Annotated in this window: 11 protein-coding genes and 2 pseudogenes; 5 read left to right on the top strand and 8 right to left on the bottom strand. The window is 60.6% G+C overall.

The features are described 5' to 3' along the window. Positions 1-53 precede the first annotated feature (53 nt). The 6 genes and pseudogenes from VDP61_RS06575 to xdhA all read right to left on the bottom strand — a co-directional run bounded on the left by VDP61_RS06575 (position 54) and on the right by xdhA (position 8,538). Positions 54-986, bottom strand: coding sequence for an ABC transporter permease (locus VDP61_RS06575; protein WP_323006149.1), 933 nt, complete (start codon positions 984-986; stop codon positions 54-56). Then, the gene (locus VDP61_RS06580; protein ID WP_323006150.1) at positions 986-2,068 is read right to left on the bottom strand and encodes an ABC transporter permease; all 1,083 of its coding nucleotides are present in this window, start codon (positions 2,066-2,068) and stop codon (positions 986-988) included. The genes VDP61_RS06575 and VDP61_RS06580 overlap by 1 nt, the downstream gene beginning before the upstream one ends. Positions 2,069-2,160: 92 nt before the next feature. Next, a complete protein-coding gene (locus tag VDP61_RS06585) occupies positions 2,161-3,717 on the bottom strand; it encodes an ABC transporter ATP-binding protein (protein WP_323006151.1) in 1,557 nt (518 codons plus the stop codon). Then, a complete protein-coding gene (gene xdhC / locus VDP61_RS06590) occupies positions 3,714-4,664 on the bottom strand; it encodes a xanthine dehydrogenase accessory protein XdhC (protein WP_323006152.1) in 951 nt (316 codons plus the stop codon). Before xdhC ends, VDP61_RS06585 begins: the two co-directional genes overlap by 4 nt. Next, a pseudogene (gene xdhB, locus VDP61_RS06595) lies at positions 4,657-7,108 on the bottom strand (xanthine dehydrogenase molybdopterin binding subunit). The gene xdhC and the pseudogene xdhB overlap by 8 nt, the downstream one beginning before the upstream one ends. Continuing rightward, a complete protein-coding gene (xdhA, locus tag VDP61_RS06600) occupies positions 7,105-8,538 on the bottom strand; it encodes a xanthine dehydrogenase small subunit (protein WP_323006153.1) in 1,434 nt (477 codons plus the stop codon). Before xdhA ends, xdhB begins: the two are co-directional and overlap by 4 nt. A 252-nt stretch (positions 8,539-8,790) precedes the next feature. On the opposite strand from xdhA, the gene dnaE reads away from it, so the two are divergent. Next, complete coding sequence (gene dnaE, locus VDP61_RS06605) at positions 8,791-12,243, top strand: DNA polymerase III subunit alpha (RefSeq protein ID WP_323006154.1); 3,453 nt, start codon at positions 8,791-8,793, stop codon at positions 12,241-12,243. Between the two features lie 75 nt (positions 12,244-12,318). On the opposite strand, the gene VDP61_RS06610 is transcribed toward dnaE, so the two are convergent. Continuing rightward, on the bottom strand, positions 12,319-12,516 hold the full coding sequence (locus tag VDP61_RS06610) for a SlyX family protein (protein WP_323006155.1): 198 nt from the start codon (positions 12,514-12,516) through the stop codon (positions 12,319-12,321). 75 nt (positions 12,517-12,591) lie between these two features. Between VDP61_RS06610 and hisS the strand changes: the two are divergent. The 3 genes and pseudogenes from hisS (at position 12,592) to hisG (ending at position 15,984) form a co-directional block, all read left to right on the top strand. Next, positions 12,592-14,162 (top strand): annotated as a pseudogene (hisS, locus tag VDP61_RS06615) (histidine--tRNA ligase). Continuing rightward, positions 14,159-15,259, top strand: coding sequence for an ATP phosphoribosyltransferase regulatory subunit (locus VDP61_RS06620; protein WP_323006156.1), 1,101 nt, complete (start codon positions 14,159-14,161; stop codon positions 15,257-15,259). Before hisS ends, VDP61_RS06620 begins: the two are co-directional and overlap by 4 nt. Continuing rightward, a complete protein-coding gene (hisG, locus tag VDP61_RS06625) occupies positions 15,256-15,984 on the top strand; it encodes an ATP phosphoribosyltransferase (RefSeq protein WP_323006157.1) in 729 nt (242 codons plus the stop codon). Before VDP61_RS06620 ends, hisG begins: the two co-directional genes overlap by 4 nt. A gap of 61 nt (positions 15,985-16,045) precedes the next feature. On the opposite strand, the gene VDP61_RS06630 is transcribed toward hisG, so the two are convergent. Then, positions 16,046-16,480, bottom strand: a complete 435-nt coding sequence (locus VDP61_RS06630) for a DUF1489 domain-containing protein (RefSeq protein WP_323006158.1) — start codon at positions 16,478-16,480, stop codon at positions 16,046-16,048. A gap of 172 nt (positions 16,481-16,652) precedes the next feature. On the opposite strand from VDP61_RS06630, the gene VDP61_RS06635 reads away from it, so the two are divergent. After that, positions 16,653-18,914, top strand: coding sequence for an adenosylcobalamin-dependent ribonucleoside-diphosphate reductase (locus tag VDP61_RS06635; RefSeq protein ID WP_323006159.1), 2,262 nt, complete (start codon positions 16,653-16,655; stop codon positions 18,912-18,914). The last annotated feature ends 53 nt before the right edge of the window (positions 18,915-18,967 follow it).

Here is an 18,967-nt window from a genome sequence, read left to right on the forward strand (position 1 = left end):
TCTTCTCCTCGTTGGATGGGCCATTTGGCCCGGTTTGGTATTGGCCGCGCGCATCAGCGCGAAGCGTGGAAATTCTGGCCCAAAGCTGCGGGCGCGTTCATCGCGCTGCGGCCCCGGCCCGATGACATGATCACCAGCACGATGATGGTTATCAGATACGGCGACATCGACAAGTACTCTGGCGGAATTGGTACCCGTGCGACCTGCAAATTCAACTGCAAAACCGAAATCCCGCCAAACAGATAGGCCCCGATCAGCACGCGCCATGGCCGCCAGCTGGCAAAGACCACGATTGCCAGCGCAATCCAGCCCGCACCCGCCGTGATGCCATCGGTCCATTGCGGTACGCGGATCAGGCTAAGGTAGGCACCGCCAAGCCCTGCCATTGCCCCGCCGAACAAGATCGCCAGAATGCGGATGCGCGTGACCTTGTAGCCAAGCGCATGGGCGGCATCATGGCTTTCGCCGACCGCCCGAATGACCAGTCCGGTGCGGGTGAATTTCAGCACCACCCAAACCGCCACCACAATAAGGACAGAGATATAAACCATCGGATCATGCCGGAATAAAACGCGGCCAATGACAGGAATATCGGCCAGCGGGCCAAACGGCACCACGCCTGTCGCTGGTGGCTTGATGCCGACATAGCCTTGGCCAATCAGGCTTGACAGCCCCAGACCAAACAACGTCAGCGCCAGGCCGGTTGCCACTTGGTTCGCCTGAAAAACCTGCGTCAGCAAGGCGAAAATCAGGCTTAGCGCTGCGGCCCCCAAAGCCCCGCCCAGAAAGCCAAGAAACGGGCTTCCGGTTTCAACGGCGGTGATAAAGCCGCAGATTGCGCCAATGATCATCATCCCCTCAACCCCGAGGTTCAGAACACCCGCTTTTTCCACCACCAGTTCGCCAATCGCCGCCAGCATGATCGGCACCGATGCCACCATGAGAGAGGCCACCAGAACCGCCGGATTGATCCCTGAAAGATCCATTATGTCGCCCTCCCTTTCAACAAGCGTATGCGGTAGTTTGACAGCAAATCAACGGCAAGCAGGAAAAACAGCAGCATCCCCTGAAAGGCCTGAATGGCGGCCGAGGGCAAGCCAAGGTTGGTCGAGGCCATTTCGCCGCCCACATAGGTCAGCGCCATGACCAGCCCCGCCAGCAAAATTCCCAGCGGGTTCAACCGGCCCAGAAACGCCACGATGATCGCGGTAAAGCCGTAGCCCGAAGCAAAATCAATGCTGATCTGCCCGGCAGGCCCAGACACTTCAAACATGCCCGCCAGCCCCGCCAGACCGCCAGAAATCCCCATGCACATCACGACAAGCCGCGTTGGTTGCACCCCTGCAAAGCGTGCTGCGCGCGGTGCCTGACCCGCCAGTTTGATCTGAAACCCCAGAATGTGGCGTTGCAACAACACATAGGCGGCGATCACGGCGATAAACGCGGCGATCACCCCCCAATGCATGCCAGACCCGGAAATCAGTTCCACATTGCGGGCTGCCGGGTAACTGGAAAAGTTGCGGCTGCCGGGAAAGCCCATACCCTGCGGGTTGCGCAAGAAACCGGTGGCAGCCTTGGACAGAACTGTCTGGGCGACATAGACCAGCATCAAGGACACCAGAATTTCATTGGTGTTGAAGCGGGTTTTCAAAATTGCAGGGATCATTGCCCAAAGCCAGCCGCCAAAGGCCCCGGCCACAATCATTGCCGGGAAAATCCAGCGCGACTCGGTTGGAAACACCGCCAGCCCCACGCCGGCGCCGAAAATGGCGCCCATGATATACTGGCCCTCGGCCCCGATGTTCCAGATGCCGGCCCGAAACCCAAGGCTTAATCCCACGGCGATCAAGATCAGCGGTGCCGCCTTTACCAACAGTTGTCCGCGCAGATAAAAGGCAAACTCGCCAAAGATCGGGTCCCAGAAAATAGTGCGGATGGCCTCAATCGGGTTTTTACCCAAAAGTGCAAACAGCATCCCGCCTGCGATCATCGTCAGGGCAACGGCCAAAACCGGCGTTGCCCAAGTCCAGAACTGCGACGGCGACGGGCGTTTTTCAAGAATGAACATCTGCATACCCCGCGCAATCACCTGATTTCATCCTGGCCCTAATACCTGATCTTGCGGTGCCGCCATCCGAAAGCCTTGACCTTTGAAAAAGCCTATCCATGATGTGCCACCTCCATCCCATGCGCGCCGCCCATCATCAGGCCGATTTCATCCACTGTCAGCCCTTCGGTCGGGCGCGTCGCTGTCAATCGCCCCTCATTCAGGGCGGCGAATCTGTCGGAAACTTCCAGCAGATCATCCAGATCCTGGCTGATCACCACCACCGCAGCGCCGTCCTGCGCCCGGTTCAGAATTTCTTGCCGGATAAAGGCGGCGGCGGCGGCATCGACGCCCCATGTCGGCTGGTTGATGATCACCACCTCCGGTGCCTGGCTCAACTCGCGCCCGATCAGGAATTTTTGCAGGTTTCCGCCTGAAAGCGCGCGGGCAGCGACCCAGGTGCCGGGCGTGCGCACATCATATTGCGCGACGATCTCCTCGGCCCAAGTTCTGGTTCCGGCCCAATCAATAAAGCCCTTATGGGTCAATCCCTTGCGCACGACGCCTGACAGCAGCGCATTTTCTACAAGGCTCATATCAGGGGCTGCGGCATGACCCAAACGGTCCTCGGGCGCGACAACAAAACCCAGCGCGCGGCGCTCATTCGGGGATTTGCCGCCGATGGGGGTGCCGAAACATTTCACCATACCGGGCGCGCTGCGCAATTCGCCCGACAACGCCAGCAGCAGTTCATCCTGCCCATTCCCTGCAACCCCGGCAATCCCCAGCACCTCACCGCGCTGCACTGTAAAGCTGACATCCTTCAGCGATGTGCCGAACGGAATGGGCGAGGCGACATTCAGGCCCGCCACCTCCAACGCTGCATTGGTATCGCCCCAATCCTTGCGGGCGCTGCGGGCGGGTGGGGTCAGCACCGCGCCGACCATCAACTCGGCCATATCGCGGGCGGAGACGTCGCGCGGGGTGCAGGTGCCAACCACTTTGCCCCGGCGTAAAATCGTCGCCTCATCACACAGGGTGCGAATCTCTTCCAGCTTATGACTGATATACAAAATCGCAGTGCCTTCGGCTGACAGTTGCCGCAGGGTTTGAAACAGAATTCCGACCTCTTGCGGGGTCAGCACGCTTGTCGGCTCATCCATGATCAACAGCTTGGGGTCTTGCAGCAAGCAGCGCACGATTTCCACGCGCTGGCGTTCGCCCGCAGACAGGTCGCCGACCATGCGCGACGGGTCCAGCGGCAACCCGTATTCTTCGGATACGGCGCGGATCTTTTGCGCCAAAGTGCGCATCGGCGGCGGGCTTTCCATGCCGAGAGCCACGTTTTCCGCCACATTCAATGCCTCAAACAGGCTGAAATGCTGGAACACCATCGCCACGCCGGAACTGCGGGCCGCACTGGGCCGGGCGGGGGCATAGGGCTGGCCGCGCAGGTACATCGCGCCGCTATCGGGCTTCACCAATCCATAAATCATCTTGACGAGAGTTGATTTTCCGGCCCCGTTTTCGCCCAGCAGCGCGTGAATCTCGCCCTTGGAAATGGCGAAAGAGACATTGCTGTTGGCCACAACGCCGGGATAGGCTTTGGTAACGCCGTCAATGCGCAAAAGCTCTGGTGGCTCTGTGGTCCCGGTTGGTCTGCTTTTCATACCGCGTGCTCCTGTCGTGACGCGTGTGTTTGATCTTGTAATACTTGGGTGGCGACCCCGATTGCAATCGCTTGCGGGTGCTTGCCAAGGCGCGGGTCACCGATAGGGCAGGCAATGCGCGCAATTGCAGGGGCGGTGTGGCCCAAAGCGGCCAGTCGTTTGCGAAACCGGCTCCATTTGGTTCGCGACCCGATCAAGCCGCAGGCCCGAAAGCCGTGCGTCAGGGCAGCATGACACAAGGCAAGGTCAAGCATGTGCGAATAGGTCAAAATCAGATGCTCTGCCGCCTGTGGTGCGTGCTGCATCAAAAGCGCCGGCTCGGCGGCGGGCAGCATGGTCACGCCGTCAGGGATGGCCGCCGGAAACCGATCGGCGTGAACATCAACCCAGGTAAGCGCAACCCCGGGCAGGGGGGCCAGCACCGCCACCACTGCGCGGCCTACATGCCCCGCGCCCCAGATCCAGATGTGCCGGGTTGGCTGTGCAATTGGCTCCACCATCCAGCCCTGCATCAACCCCGGCTGCGGCAGTCGCCCCTGGCCCCGCGCCTGCGCCAAAAGGCGCGATACCGCCAGCGGCATGGCTGCGCGATCCAGCGGGCTGTCAACAGGCCGGGCAAAAACAGTTTCCTCCATATTGGCAAGGCTGTTAGCATCAAATATTTCGGTCAGCACTGTCACGGTGCCGCCGCAGCATTGGCCCAGCTTTGGCCCAAGCGGCTCTCGGTCAAGCCGCGCTGTGGTGCCAGCCGCCAGCATCGCCCGCGCCCGTGCCGCCGCCTGAAATTCCAGCGCGCCGCCGCCGATGGTTCCAGATTGCCCCGTGGGCCAGACCAGCATTGCCGCCCCGACCTCACGCGGGGAGGACCCGGCAAAGGCGGCAATCACCACCCTTGCCACTGGGCCCTGCGCAGTCACCGCTGCGCGTAGCCCCCCCAGATCAAACATCGCGCTGCCGGTCTATGGCGGCCAAAAGGCGTTCCGGCGTGGCGGGCGCGTCAAGGGCCACATAGCGTGACCCATCGCCACAAGCGGCCACCGCATCCGACAGCGCCAGAAACGCCGAAATGCCCAGCATGAACGGTGGCTCTCCTACTGCTTTGGAGCGGCCAATCGTGCTTTCCGGGTTCTGACGGCCCCACAGGGCCACGTTGAACACAGGCGGGCGGTCCGAACAGGCGGGAATTTTATAGGTGCTGGGCGCGTGGGTGCGCAACGCGCCCTTGTCGTCCCAAACCAACTCTTCCATCGTCAGCCAACCCGCGCCCTGCACATAGGCGCCTTCTATCTGGCCGATATCCAGCGCCGGGTTCAGACTTGTTCCGGTATCATGCAGCAAATCCGCCCGCAGAATTCGGTTTTCGCCGGTCAGCGTGTCAATCACCACTTCGGTCACCGCCGCGCCGTAAGCGAAATACAAAAATGGCCGCCCCTTGCCTGCCGCCCGGTCCCAGGTGATCTTGGGCGTCGCATAAAACCCGGTCGAGGACAGCGAGACCCGCCCGGCATAGGCCAGCGCTGCCGCCTCGGCAAAGCTGTAGCGCGTCACTTCGCCAATGGCCACACGCCCCCCCGCAAAGCGGATATCCTCTGGCCGGGCCTGATGCCTTTCGGCCAGAAATGCCGCCATCCGGTCGCGAATGGTCATACAGGCCACCCGCGCCGCCATCCCATTCAGATCAGAGCCGGATGAGGCCGCCGTGGCGCTGGTATTCGGTACTTTGGCCGTATCGGTTGCGGTAATCTTTACCAGATCAACGCCAATGCCAAAAACCCCGGCGGCCACCTGTGCCACTTTCTGAAACAGGCCTTGCCCCATTTCGGTGCCGCCATGGTTCAAATGAACAGAGCCGTCCTGATACACATGCACCAAAGCGCCGGCCTGATTAAGATGGGTCAGTGTAAAGGAAATCCCGAACTTCACCGGGGTCAGGGCAATGCCGCGCTTCAACACAGGGCTGCCGGCATTCCAATCAGCAATCGCAGCCCGCCGCGCCGCATAGTCTGAACCTTCTTCCAAAGCCGCAACCAACGCATGCCCGATAAAATCCTCCACGGCCATGTGAAAGGGTGTGGTCTGCACGCCCGCAGGCACAGCCACATCCCGCCCATCGGTAGCCGCGCCGACAGCCCCGCGAGAGGCAAGATCTTCCTCCCCCCGCGTTCTTTTCGGCAAAAATATCCTCGGGGGGGAAGGGTTTGCCTTGCAAACCCTGTTGGGGGGCAGACAGCCCCCCAGCCGTTTCCGCCATCTCGGCATAAAAGTTCACGCGCCGCACCGCCAACGGGTCCATCCCCAGTTCAAAGGCGATGTGATCCATCACCCGCTCTATCCCGATCATCCCTTGTGGGCCGCCAAAGCCGCGAAAGGCCGTGGCGCTTTGGGTGTTGGTGCGCAGGCGGTGGCTTTCAATCCGCACATCGGTCAGATGATAGCAATTGTCGGCATGAAGCATCGCGCGGTCCGCCACCGGGATGGACAAATCCAGCGCCCAGCCGCAGCGGAACAGATGGGTGAATTCAACCGCTGTCACGCGGCCCGTATCCTCAAACCCGACACGGTAGCGGATACGCAGATCATGGCGCTTGCCGGTGATCATCATGTCATCATCGCGGTCATAGCGCATCTTGCAGGCGTGGCCGGTGTCACGCGCGGCAATGGCGCAGGCGATGGCCAGCGCGTTGCCCTGGCTTTCCTTGCCGCCAAACCCGCCGCCCATCCGCCGTGTTTCAACCCGCACGCCATGCATCGGCACATGCAGGGCATGGGCAACCTTGTGCTGAATCTCGGTTGGGTGCTGGGTTGAGGAATGGATCAGCATATCGCCGCCCTCTTGCGGGATGGCGACTGCGATCTGACCTTCCAGATAAAAATGCTCTTGGCCGCCAACGTCCATTTCACCCTGCACCACATGCACGGCTTGGCCAAGCGCGGCGCTGGCATTGCCTTTGCTCCAGATAACCGGGCCGCTTTCAAAGCGCGAGTCGGCGGCCAGCGCCTCATCAACGGTCAGGATGGCGGGCAGGGGGGCATAGTCGATCCGGCCCAGGCGTGCAGCTTTGCGGGCCGCCAGATGGCTGGTGGCCACGACCAGAAAGACCGGCTGGCCAAGGTAATGCACGCGGCCTGTCGCCAAAAGCGGTTCGTCATGGGCCGAGGGGGAACAATCGGGCATCTCGGCAAAATCTGCCGCTGAATAGACGGCAACAACCCCCGGCGCGGCACGCACCTGTGCCAGATCAATCCCCGCAATATCGCCATGCGCGATGGTGGACAGGCCAAAGGCCAGATGCAGGGCATTGCTGGGCAAGGGGATATCATCGACATAGCGCGCGGTTCCCGTGACATGCAAAGGCGCGGCGTCATGCGCAAGGGCGTTCCCGATACTCATGCTGTCACCTCGAACAAATTGACCGGGGTTCCGGCCAGATCATGAAAGTAGCGCAGCAGCATATTGCCCGCCGCGGTGCTGCGGTAAGCGGCAGATGCGCGCATATCGCTGAGCGGCGCGAAATCGGCGCGCAGCGCTGCGCGGGCCGTCCTCATGGTTTCAAGCGTCCAGGCCTTGCCCAGCAAGGCCGCCTCGGCCGCAGCCGCGCGTTTCGGGGTGCCCGCCATACCGCCATAAGCAAGCCGGGCGTCTTGTACAGTCCCATCCGCTACGGTCACATTGAAGCAGCCGCACACCGCCGATATATCTTGGTCAAACCGCTTGGACAGCTTGTAGCAACGCAAGGCCGGCGCGGTCTTGGGAAAGGTGATCGCTGCTACAAATTCACCCGGCAGGCGATCTTGTTTGCGGTAGTCGAGAAAGAAATCCTCCAGCGCCAAATCGCGCAGGGCGTCACCTTGGCGCAGGTGCAGCCTGGCCCCCAGCGCGATCAAGGCGGGCGGTCCATCGCCGATGGGGGAGCCGTTGGCGATATTGCCGCCGATGGTGGCTGCATTGCGGATCTGATCGCTGGCGTAGCGGCGCAGCATCTCGGCAAAAGACGGCAGGGTAGGGGCTACGGCAGCCATGAGCTGATTGATTGTCACGCCCGCGCCCACGCGCAGGGTGTCATGGCTGTCCTCGATGGCTTTCAGATCGTCAATGCCGCCAAGGAAGGCCACGGGCGACAGGTCGCGCAATTGTTTGGTGACCCATAGCCCCACATCGGTCGCCCCCGCGATCAAGGTGGCGGTTGGATTGGCCGCGTACCAGCGCGCGAGATCGTCGCTGGTCTTGGGCTGATAGGCAAGCGCGGGGGGGCTGTCTGCCCCCCCACAGGGTTTGCCGGGCAAACCCTTCCCCCCCGAGGATATTTTTGCCGAAAAGAAAGCCGGATTTGAGTCTTGGTCAAGCCACTGTGGAACGGGGGCTGCCTCGGCTGCCTTGGCGGCACGAATGATCGGGGCGTAGCCGGTACAGCGGCACAGATTGCCTGCCAGAACGGTGTCATGGTCGGTGCGCCCTGTGGTATGGGCGGTGACCATAGAGACGACGAACCCCGGTGTACAAAAGCCGCATTGGGACCCATGGTGGGTGACCATTGCCGCTTGAACCGGGTGTGGGGTGCCATCGGGGGCAATCAGCCCTTCGATGGTGCGCACCGACTTGCCTTGCAGTTGCGGCATGAACAAGATGCAGGCATTCAGCGATTTTGGGCCAGCGCTGTCTGTCACCATGACAGTGCAGGCGCCACAATCGCCCTCATTGCAGCCTTCCTTGGTGCCGGTCAGCCCGCGCATCTCACGCAGCCAATCCAGCAGGGTTTGCGTCGGAGACACATCCGAAAGGCAAACTGGCGTTCCGTTCAGGTGAAACGCAATATCCGTCATGTGAAAAATCCGCCGCGGTCTCTGCGTCACTGGCCAATGCGTGCCCGCCCGATGCGGCGTAAAACAGGCCACGCGCCCTTGTTGGTTCTGGTATCAAGACTGGCCTGCGACAAAATAGCAAATCTATTTTCACTTGCCATGCCAGAAAGTCCTTTCGGATTTGATTGATAATCGGCGGCGAAGATTGAAAACCTGAGGCGGATTGTTCGCGCACCCTTTCCCTTTGGCCTGCCGCTGGGCTAGGGTCGGCGCATGTCAGCACCCCGATTTATTCATCTGCGCACCCATAGCGAATATTCCTTGCTGGAAGGCGCGGTCCCGCTTCGCACCTTGATCGAGCTGTGTGTGGCGCAGGCGATGCCTGCCGTGGCGGTGACCGATACCAACAACATGTTCGCCGCGTTGGAGTTTTCGACGCTGGCGGCGGCTGCCGGTTTGCAACCGATTGTCGGCTGCCAGGTCGCGGTGAATTACGACCCGCCGCAGCCCGGTGAAAAGCCGCGTCAGCCCGCGCCCCTTGTGCTGTTGGCACAAGATCAGGCGGGCTATATGAACCTGATGAAGCTGAACACCTGTCTATATGTGGGCACGGGCGGGCAGTTGCCGCAGGTGACGCTGGCGCAGTTGGAGGCACATTCGGCGGGGCTGATTTGCCTGACGGGGGGGGCGGAAGGGCCAGTGGGCAAGCTGTTGCAATCGGCGCAGATGCCCAAGGCGCGGGCGTTGATGGGGCGGTTGGCGGCGGCATTTGCGGACCGGCTTTATGTTGAATTGCAGCGCCATCCGGGCGCGGGTGGGCAGCTGACCGAAGGCGAGCGGGCATCGGAACGCGGTTTTGTTGAAATGGCCTATGAACTGGGCCTGCCCCTGGTTGCGACCAATGATGTCTATTTTCCGAAAGCGTCGATGTATGAGGCGCATGACGCGCTGATCTGCATCGCCGAGGGGGCCTATGTTGACCAGCAACAGCCGCGCCGCCGTCTGACACCGCAGCATTATTTCAAGACCGAAGCCGAGATGGCGACGCTCTTCGCCGATCTGCCGGAGGCACTGGAAAACACGGTTGAAATTGCCCGGCGCTGCGCGTTCAAAGTGGCAAAACATGCGCCGATCCTGCCGAAATTTGCCGATGATGAGGTGAATGAGCTGCGCCGTCAGGCCAATGCCGGTTTGCAGGCGCGGCTGGCGGTCATTCCGCATGCGGCCAGCGTGGAAGACTACCAAGCGCGGCTGGATTTTGAGTTGGACATCATCATCGGGATGCAGTTCCCCGGCTATTTCCTGATCGTTGCCGATTTCATCAAATGGGCCAAGGATGCGGGGATACCGGTAGGGCCGGGGCGGGGGTCGGGTGCGGGGTCGCTGGTGGCCTATGCGCTGACAATTACCGACCTTGACCCATTGCGCTATTCCCTTTTGTTTGAACGCTTTCTTAACCCCGAGCGGGTATCCATGCCTGACTTTGATATCGACTTTTGCATGGATCGCCGCGAGGAGGTGATCCAATATGTTCAAGGCAAATACGGGCGTGACCGGGTCGGGCAGATCATCACCTTTGGCGCGCTGTTGTCCAAGGCTGCGATCCGCGATGTGGGGCGGGTTTTGCAAATTTCCTACGGGCAGGTAGACCGGCTGTCCAAGATGATTCCGGTTGAGGGGGTCAAACCCGTGTCGATCACCAAGGCACTGGCGGATGAGCCGCGTCTGCGTGAGGCGGCCAAGGAAGAAGTTGTCGCCCGGCTGTTGAATTATGGTCAGCAGGTCGAAGGTTTGCTGCGCAACGCGTCCACCCATGCGGCGGGTGTGGTGATCGGTGACCGGCCTTTGGATGAGTTGGTGCCACTGTACCAAGACCCGAAATCGGATATGCCCGCGACCCAGTTCAACATGAAATGGGTGGAGGCGGCGGGGCTGGTCAAGTTTGACTTTCTGGGTCTGAAAACCCTGACGGTGATCGAATCCGCGCTGAACCTGCTGCGCCTGCGCGGGGTTGATCTTGATATTTCCATGATCCCGCTGGATGATGAAAAAACCTATCAGCTTTATGCCGCTGCCAAAACCGTTGCCGTGTTTCAGGTGGAAAGCTCTGGCATGATGGATGCGCTGCGGCGCATGAAACCGACCTGCATTGAGGATATCGTGGCGCTGGTGGCGCTGTACCGCCCCGGCCCGATGGAAAACATTCCAACCTATTGCGAGGTGAAAAACGGGTTGAAAGAGATCGAGTTGGTGCATCCGACCATCGACCATCTTTTGGCGGAAACGCAAGGAATTATCGTTTACCAAGAACAGGTTATGCAGATTGCGCAGGTCATGGGCGGCTATTCGCTGGGCGGCGCGGATTTGCTGCGCCGGGCGATGGGCAAAAAGATCGCGGCCGAAATGGCCAAGGAACGGCCCAAGTTCATCGAAGGTGCGAAGAAAACCCATAATGTCGACGCCAAAAAGGCGGGTGAGGTTTTTGACCTGCTGGAAAAATTCGCCAATTACGGTTTCAACAAATCCCACGCGGCGGCCTATGCCGTTGTCAGCTATCAAACCGGCTATCTGAAGGCGAATTACCCGGTTGAATTCATGGCCGGCGTGATGAACTGCGATATGCACCTGACCGACAAGCTTGCGGTGTATAAGCGCGAGGTGGACAAGCTGGGGATAAAGACCATCGCGCCTTGCGTGAACGCCTCGCTTGCCACTTTTACGGTGCGTGACGGGGCACTGGTCTATGCGCTGGGCGCGCTGAAAAACGTCGGCGTCGAGGCGATGAAGATGATCGTGGCAGCCCGTGTGACCGACCGGGGCGAGAAACCCTTTGCCAGCCTGTTTGACTTTGCCCGCCGTGTGGATCTGAAACGTGTTGGCAAGCGCCCCCTGGAAATGCTCGCCCGTGCCGGGGCGTTTGATACGCTTGACCCCAACCGCGCCCGGGTGTTTGAGGCGCTGGACGGGCTTTCCGCCTATTCTGCCGCGATCCATGCGGCAAAAACCTCTAATCAGACCAGCCTGTTCGGAGAGGCGGGCGAGGATGTACCAGAACCCCGGCTTGGGTCGCGCGATGATTGGCTGCCGGTGGAACGGCTGACCGAGGAGCATAAGGCGATTGGCTTTTACCTTTCGGGCCACCCGCTGGATGACTATATGAGCCCGCTCAAACGAAAGGGTGTGGCCACCCTGGCCGAGATTACGGCCCGCGCTGAAAACGGTGCGATGGTGGCGAAAATCGCGGGCTCGGTCAGTTCCAAACAAGAACGCAAATCGGCGCGGGGCAACCGTTTTGCCTTTGTGCAGTTGTCAGACCCCACCGGGCTTTATGAGGTGACGGTGTTTTCTGACACGCTGGAGGCCGCGCGCGATTTGCTGGAACCGGGAATGAATGTGGTTCTGACCGTCGAGGCGACACTGGAAGGCGAAACCCTGAAACTGCTGGCGCGCGCCGCCCAGCCGATTGATTCTGTGGCGGCAGAGGCCGGGGGCAATGCGCTGCGCATCCATATTGACCGGGTTGAGGCCGCAGCCGCGGTTGCTGCGTTGTTGGAACGGGTGCTGAAAGATGGCGGTCGCAACCGCGGCGCGGTTACGATCTGCGTGCCCGATACGATCTCGGGGCAGGAAATTGATCTGGAATTACCGCGCGAATACCCGGTTAGCCCGCAGATCAAAGGCGCGTTAAAGGCCATGACCGGCGTTGTGATGGTCGAAGATCTTTGACCTGTTGTTTATGCAAAACATTGGCTTGCGTGACAAAGCCCACAGCCTGCGGGCAAAAAGGCCGCGCCATTCGGCTTACCAATGCGGCGGGCGCTGATCGGTAAAGACCGCCCCTTCCTCATCCGGGCCGGCAATGCGGTTCAGCACAAGCGCCATGCGGCGGGTCAGGCGGTCAATCTCATCGGCTTGGCGGGCCACGATATCCGACAAATCATCAACCGTGCGGGTCAGATGCGCCACGCGTTCCTCTATTGCGTCAATCCTGTCGGTCATGAATGTCATCCCTTGCTTGCCGCGCCGTGCCCCATCCGCTACACCGCCGCAGCATAAGCTGCAAAGGGTTTCCCGATGGCCAAAGATAAACAACCCCGTAAACCACGCGCTGAAACGCCCAAAGGCTTTCGCGATTATTTCGGTGCTGATGTCATAGAACGCCGCGACATGCTGGCGAAAATTTCCGCGGTGTATGAGCGGTATGGCTTTGACCCGCTGGAAACCAGCGCTGTGGAAACGGTAGAGGCGCTGGGCAAATTCCTGCCCGATGTTGACCGCCCCAATGAAGGCGTGTTCGGCTGGCAAGATGAAGACGGCGACTGGCTGGCCCTGCGCTATGACCTGACAGCACCCCTGGCCCGCGTGGCGGCCCAGTTCCGCAATGAGTTGCCAACGCCCTACCGCCGCTATGCTTTCGGCCCGGTCTGGCGCAATGAAAAGCCCGGTCCGGGGCGGTTCCGGCAGTTTTATCAATGCGATGCCGATACCGTGGGCGCGCCGAGCGTTGCCGCAGATGCCGAGATTTGCGCCATGCTGGCCGATGCGCTGGAAGAAGTGGGGATTGAGCGCGGCGATTACATTATTCGCGTCAATAACCGCAAGGTGTTGAATGGGGTTCTCGAAGCGGCAGGCGTATTCGAGTCCCAACGATCCAGAAAAATTTGTTGAAGAGCGTGGCATCGATGCTACCCGCGAAGCTGTTTGTACGAATAAAAGGCACATATCTTTGACCGCCTGATGACGTGATGAGGACGCTGGATAAGTTTGATAAGGATTGGCTCCGCCGGAATAACCCAATTGTTAGGCGATGGTATACAAAGCGTGCGGGGCTTACATTTCAGCATTACGGGTGCCGACTTATCATTGAAGGTTTCATGAAATTTCTAAATGCTCGGGCATGAAACCAATCAAGCGGCTTTGAAAAATCTTCGTGAGGTGGTTGGATTTCGAACTATTGGGAGACTGGAGGGCGTTAGAAGAATTAGAAGATATCTTATGATCTCCTCGCCGCCCAAGGCTACGGCCCCGACCGCATCGTCATTGACCCCTCGGTCGTGCGCGGCCTCGGCTACTATACCGGCCCGGTTTATGAGGCGGAACTGACCTTTGAAATCCTCGACGAAAAGGGCCGCAAGCGGCAGTTTGGCTCGGTTGCCGGGGGCGGGCGCTATGATGATCTGGTCAAGCGCTTTACCGGGCAAGCGGTGCCGGCCACGGGGGTTTCCATTGGGGTTGACCGTTTGCTGGCGGCGCTGCGGGCCAAGGGCCGCGCGGGGGTGCAAGCGCCCGGCCCGGTGGTTGTAACGGTGATGGACCGCGACCGGATGGCCGATTACATGGCGATGGTGGGCGATTTGCGCCGTGCCGGTATTCGCGCGGAAATGTATCTGGGCAACCCGAAAAACTTTGGCAACCAGTTGAAATACGCCGATAAACGCGGCAGCCCCATCGCCATTATCCAGGGCGGGGATGAGGCGGCCAAGGGGGTGGTTATCCTCAAAGACCTGATCCTTGGTGCAAAAATCGCCGAAAACGCCACGCTGGAGGAATGGAAAGACCGCCCCGCACAGGTCGAAGTGCCGCTGACTGAACTGGTCGCAGCGGTACAGAAAATGTTGGCACTTTACAAAGATTTGGCCCCATGACCAGCCGTGCCGCGATTCGGGCCGAGGCCGAGGCGCTGTTTGCCGCCTTCAAAGCTGCGGGGGCAGAGGCGGTAGAGGCAGATACCCTGCTGCCCGCCGAAACCCTGCTTGACCTTTATGGCGAGGATATTCGCGCGCGCGCCTATGTCACCAGCGACCCGCTGCGCGGTGAAATGATGCTGCGCCCGGATTTCACGGTGCCGGTGGTGCAGGCCCATATGAAGGGCGGGGCCGAACCTGCGCGCTATTGCTACATCGGTGAGGTGTACCGCAAGCAAGATCAGCTTGGCCCCCGCGCCAGCGAGTACCTGCAAGTCGGGTTTGAGCTGTTTGACCGGGTGGCCCCCGAGGCGGCGGATGCCGAGTTGTTCGCGCTGTTTCATGGGCTGCTGGCCCCCTTGGGGCTGCGGCCTGCAACTGGCGACATCGGAATTTTGATGGCGGCGGTGAACGGGCTTTCAACCACGGATCGGCGCAAGGCGGCGCTGCTGCGCCATATCTGGCGACCGGCGCGGTTTCGCAAATTGCTGGACCGGTTTTCGGGGCGGGCACCAATGCCGCAGGCCCGCGCTGACCTGTTGGCGCGGCTGGGCTGCGATGCGGCAGATGCGCTGATTGCGGCGGCAGGGCCGTTGATTGGCCTGCGGTCGGAAGCCGAGATTGCGGCGCGCGCCGAGGCCCTGATCGAAGATGCCGAAACGCCTGCCCTGAAAGCGCCCGAGGCGGCGTTGCTTTATGATTTGTTGACGTTGCAAGCCCCGGCGCGGGCGGCGCTGTCGCATCTGCGCGGGATCACCTTCATGTTGCCCGCGATTGCGCCCGCGGTGGACCGATTTGCCACCCGACTGGACGCGCTGGAACGCCACGGTATCAACCCGTCCGACATCCCGTTCGAGGCCAGCCATGGGCGGTCTTCGATGGAATATTACGATGGGTTTGTATTCAGCTTTCACGCTGCCGACGCAGGGCCACCCGTGGCAACCGGTGGGCGCTATGATGCGCTGACGGCGGTGCTGGGGCAGGGCCGCTCAATTCCGGCGGTGGGCGGAATTATTCGGCCCGGACGGGTTGCAAGCCTGCGGGAGGCACTGGAATGAGCCTGAAAATCGGGGTGCCGTCAAAAGGGCGGCTGATGGAAAAGACCTTTGACTGGTTCGGTGCGCGCGGCGTGACCATGGCGCGAACCGGGTCAGACCGGGAATATGCGGGCGCGGTTGACGGCGTGCAAGGGGTAGAGCTGGTTCTGCTGTCCGCCGGGGAAATTCCGCGGGAACTGGCGGCGGGGCGGATTCACCTTGGGGTGACCGGGTCCGACCTTGTGCGCGACAAACTGGCGGATTGGCGGGCGCAGGTGCAAGAACTGGCGCAGCTTGGGTTCGGCCATGCCGATCTGATTATCGCGGTGCCGGTGGCCTGGATTGATGTGGATACGGTTGATGACCTTGACGCGGCGGCGGCGGCATTTCGCAAGGCGCATGGGTTTCGCATGCGGATTGCCACAAAATATCACCGGCTGGTGCGTGAGTTTTTGACGGCGCAAGGGGTTGCAGATTATCAATTGGTGGATAGTCAGGGGGCAACCGAAGGCACGGTGAAAAACCTGACGGCAGAAGCGATTGCCGATATAACCTCATCAGGGGAAACCCTGCGGGCGAACCATTTGAAAATCTTGTCTGACGGGTTGGTGCATGCCAGCCAGGCCACGCTTTTTGCGGCGCGTGCGGCAGAGTGGCCGCCAGAGACGCAGGCCACGTTCAGGCAATTGGCCCAGCAGCTTGGCGTTGCGGATGATCTGCAAGCGGGGGCTGTGGTCACGCGCTGACGGGCGTGCGATCTTGCTTTGTGCGGCAGCCAATCCCTGCGCTGATTCAGGGTAAACCGAGTCAGCGCAGCCCGATATCAGCCAGCGCGCGGGCCAGCTCGGCTGGCAAAGGGTCGTCGGTGGTGCGGGCTTTGGGCAGGTCGCGCGGTGCATCCTCGGGCGTCAGGTAGCGCCAGCCCTGAAAGGGGCGGCGGGGGGCGGCCTCGGTGCGGTGAATCTCGGGGTTCAGCACCAGACCGCAGCGCAGAATACCATCTTCGCCGTTGATTTCTTCAAGCGCGGTGATGCGTTGGCGGGCCAGTATGGTGCCCTTGAACACCCAATAGAGCGAGCCGCCATTCAGCAACGCGTCGCTGCGCTTTGGCCACATACGCGTGATGTGGCGCGGCAACCCATCGGGCCAATGCATGCGCCGCTGGGCTTGCCATGCCGCAAGCTCTTCGACGGTTTCGGTGCCAACGCAAAGCTTCAGCAGATTGATGGTATCAGTTTTCATGTCGCTCTTTTCGATGCGTGCCACGGTTTTTCCTTGGTCTGTCCAAATTAACCTCTTTGGCGGCCGCGACAAGGGCAAGCCTGCGTTGACCTTGCCACATTCCCGGCCTATTTTGCGGATTCGCGCGCAAGCACCCCTATATGTTCACCGCCCTACCCAAAAGGACCGCCCCATGTCCCGTTTTTCCGCCCCTATCGCCGAGGCCATCTGGGATATGAAGTATCGGCTGAAACAGCAAGATGGCACACCGATTGACGGCACGGTCGAGGATACCTGGCGGCGGATTGCGCGGGCGATGGCCGCAGGCGAAAAAGACCCGGCACATTGGGAAGGCGTGTTCTACAACGCTTTGGACGGATTCAAATATCTTCCTGCCGGGCGCATTACCGCCGGGGCCGGGACAGACCGTTCGGTGACGCTGTTCAACTGCTTTGTCATGGGCACGGTGCCTGATGATATGGGCGGAATTTTCGACATGCTGAAAGAGGCCGCGCTGACCATGCAGCAGGGCGGCGGAATCGGCTATGATTTCAGTACGATACGCCCGCGCGGGGCCGAGGTGAAGGGCGTGGCTGCTGATGCCTCTGGCCCGTTGTCCTTCATGGATGTCTGGGATGCGATGTGCCGCACGATCATGTCGGCGGGGTCACGCCGGGGCGCGATGATGGCTACGATGCGCTGCGACCACCCCGATATCGAGGCGTTTATCGAGGCGAAAAAAGACCCGGCCCGTTTGCGGATGTTCAACCTGTCTGTGCTGGTAACCGATGCGTTCATGGCGGCGGTCAAGGCCGACGGGCCGTGGGAGCTGATGTTTGGTGACAAGGTCTATCACACTGTCAACGCCCGCGATCTGTGGCACAAGATCATGCGCAACACCTATGATTTCGCCGAGCCGGGGGTGATTTTCATCGACCGGATCAATGCGGCAAACAACCTGTCTTATTGCGAGACAATCGCAGCGACCAACCCCTGCGGCGAGCAGCCCTTGCCACCCTATGGGGCCTGTTTGCTGGGCTCGATCAATCTGGCAACCTTGGTGACGGACCCTTTCGGACCCAAGGCAGAGCTGGACCCCGAGGCACTCAAGACGCTGGTGGCGACCGCCATTCGAATGATGGACAACGTGATTGATGCCAGCCGCTTTCCCTTGCCGCAGCAGCAGGCCGAGGCCAAGGCCAAGCGCCGGATCGGGCTGGGCGTAACTGGGCTTGCCGATGCGTTGCTGATGCTGGGCCTGCGCTACGGCGATGAACAGGCGGCGGCGCAGACCGAACGCTGGATGAAGGCGATTGCGCGGGCGGCCTATTTGGCAAGCGTGGAACTGGCCAAGGAAAAAGGCGCGTTCCCGTTGTTTGATGCCAAGAAATATCTGGCCTCCGGGACGATGATGGCCATGGACGAAGATGTGCGCGAGGCGATCCGCAGCCATGGAATCCGCAACGCGCTTTTGACCTCGATCGCGCCGACGGGCACGATCAGCTTGTATGCCGGCAATGTCTCCAGCGGAATTGAGCCGGTGTTCGCCTATGCCTATACCCGCAAGGTCTTGCAAAAAGATGGTAGCCGATCCGAGGAAGAAGTGGTCGATTACGCCGTGCGGCTGTGGCGCGATTTGCACGGTGATACGCCCTTGCCTGATTATTTCGTCAACGCCCAGACCCTGCCACCTTTGGACCATGTGCGCATGCAGGCGGCGGCGCAGAAATGGGTGGACAGCAGTATCTCCAAAACCATCAACTGCCCGGAAGACATCAGCTTTGACGCCTTCGAAGAGGTTTATATGGCCGCTTGGGATAGCGGCTGCAAAGGCTGTACCACCTACCGCCCCAATGATGTCACCGGATCGGTTCTGACGGTGAATGAGGCCACAGAACAGGTGCCAGAGGCAGATCAGGGTGCCGAAGTGGTCTACCTGACCGAGCCGCTGGACCGACCGGCCTCGCTGGAGGGGGCCACTTACAAGGTGAAATGGCCGGGGTCGGAACATGCGCTGTATATCACGATCAATGACATCATCATCTCGGGGCATCGCCGCCCGTTTGAAGTGTTCATCAATTCCAAGAACATGGAACACTTCGCCTGGACCGTGGCGCTGACCCGGATGATTTCGGCGGTGTTTCGGCGTGGCGGTGATGTCTCCTTCGTGGTCGAGGAATTGAAAGCCGTGTTCGATCCGCGCGGCGGCGCCTGGGTGGAGGGACGGTATATCCCGTCAATCCTGGCCGCGATCGGTGGCGTGATAGAGCGCCATTTGATCGTGATCGGCTTTATCGAGGGCGAGGGAATGGGCCTGAAATCGGACCCGAAGGCCGAGGTTCTGTCAATGGCGACGCCGAAACGAAAGTCATGCTCCTCTTGCGGCAGTTATGAAATGCGGATGGTCGAAGGCTGCATGACCTGCGCGAACTGTGGCTATTCGAAATGCGGCTAGGGCAAGCGGTGGACGAACCGAGAAAAACCATAACCGTGCGCAGGCGAAACCAT

The sequence above is a fragment of the Pseudorhodobacter sp. genome, assembly GCF_034675685.1.
Classification (GTDB): Bacteria; Pseudomonadota; Alphaproteobacteria; order Rhodobacterales; family Rhodobacteraceae; genus Pseudorhodobacter.

Excerpts from the sequence above, each read along its gene's own strand:
- VDP61_RS06575 (WP_323006149.1), bottom strand. The coding sequence starts at position 986 with ATGGATCTTTCAGGGATCAATCCGGCGGTTCTGGTGGCCTCTCTCATG.
- VDP61_RS06580 (WP_323006150.1), bottom strand. The coding sequence starts at position 2,068 with ATGTTCATTCTTGAAAAACGCCCGTCGCCGTCGCAGTTCTGGACTTGG.
- VDP61_RS06585 (WP_323006151.1), bottom strand. The coding sequence starts at position 3,717 with ATGAAAAGCAGACCAACCGGGACCACAGAGCCACCAGAGCTTTTGCGC.
- xdhC (WP_323006152.1), bottom strand. The coding sequence starts at position 4,664 with ATGTTTGATCTGGGGGGGCTACGCGCAGCGGTGACTGCGCAGGGCCCA.
- xdhA (WP_323006153.1), bottom strand. The coding sequence starts at position 8,538 with ATGACGGATATTGCGTTTCACCTGAACGGAACGCCAGTTTGCCTTTCG.
- dnaE (WP_323006154.1), top strand. The coding sequence starts at position 8,791 with ATGTCAGCACCCCGATTTATTCATCTGCGCACCCATAGCGAATATTCC.
- VDP61_RS06610 (WP_323006155.1), bottom strand. The coding sequence starts at position 12,516 with ATGACCGACAGGATTGACGCAATAGAGGAACGCGTGGCGCATCTGACC.
- VDP61_RS06620 (WP_323006156.1), top strand. The coding sequence starts at position 14,159 with ATGACCAGCCGTGCCGCGATTCGGGCCGAGGCCGAGGCGCTGTTTGCC.
- hisG (WP_323006157.1), top strand. The coding sequence starts at position 15,256 with ATGAGCCTGAAAATCGGGGTGCCGTCAAAAGGGCGGCTGATGGAAAAG.
- VDP61_RS06630 (WP_323006158.1), bottom strand. The coding sequence starts at position 16,480 with ATGAAAACTGATACCATCAATCTGCTGAAGCTTTGCGTTGGCACCGAA.
- VDP61_RS06635 (WP_323006159.1), top strand. The coding sequence starts at position 16,653 with ATGTCCCGTTTTTCCGCCCCTATCGCCGAGGCCATCTGGGATATGAAG.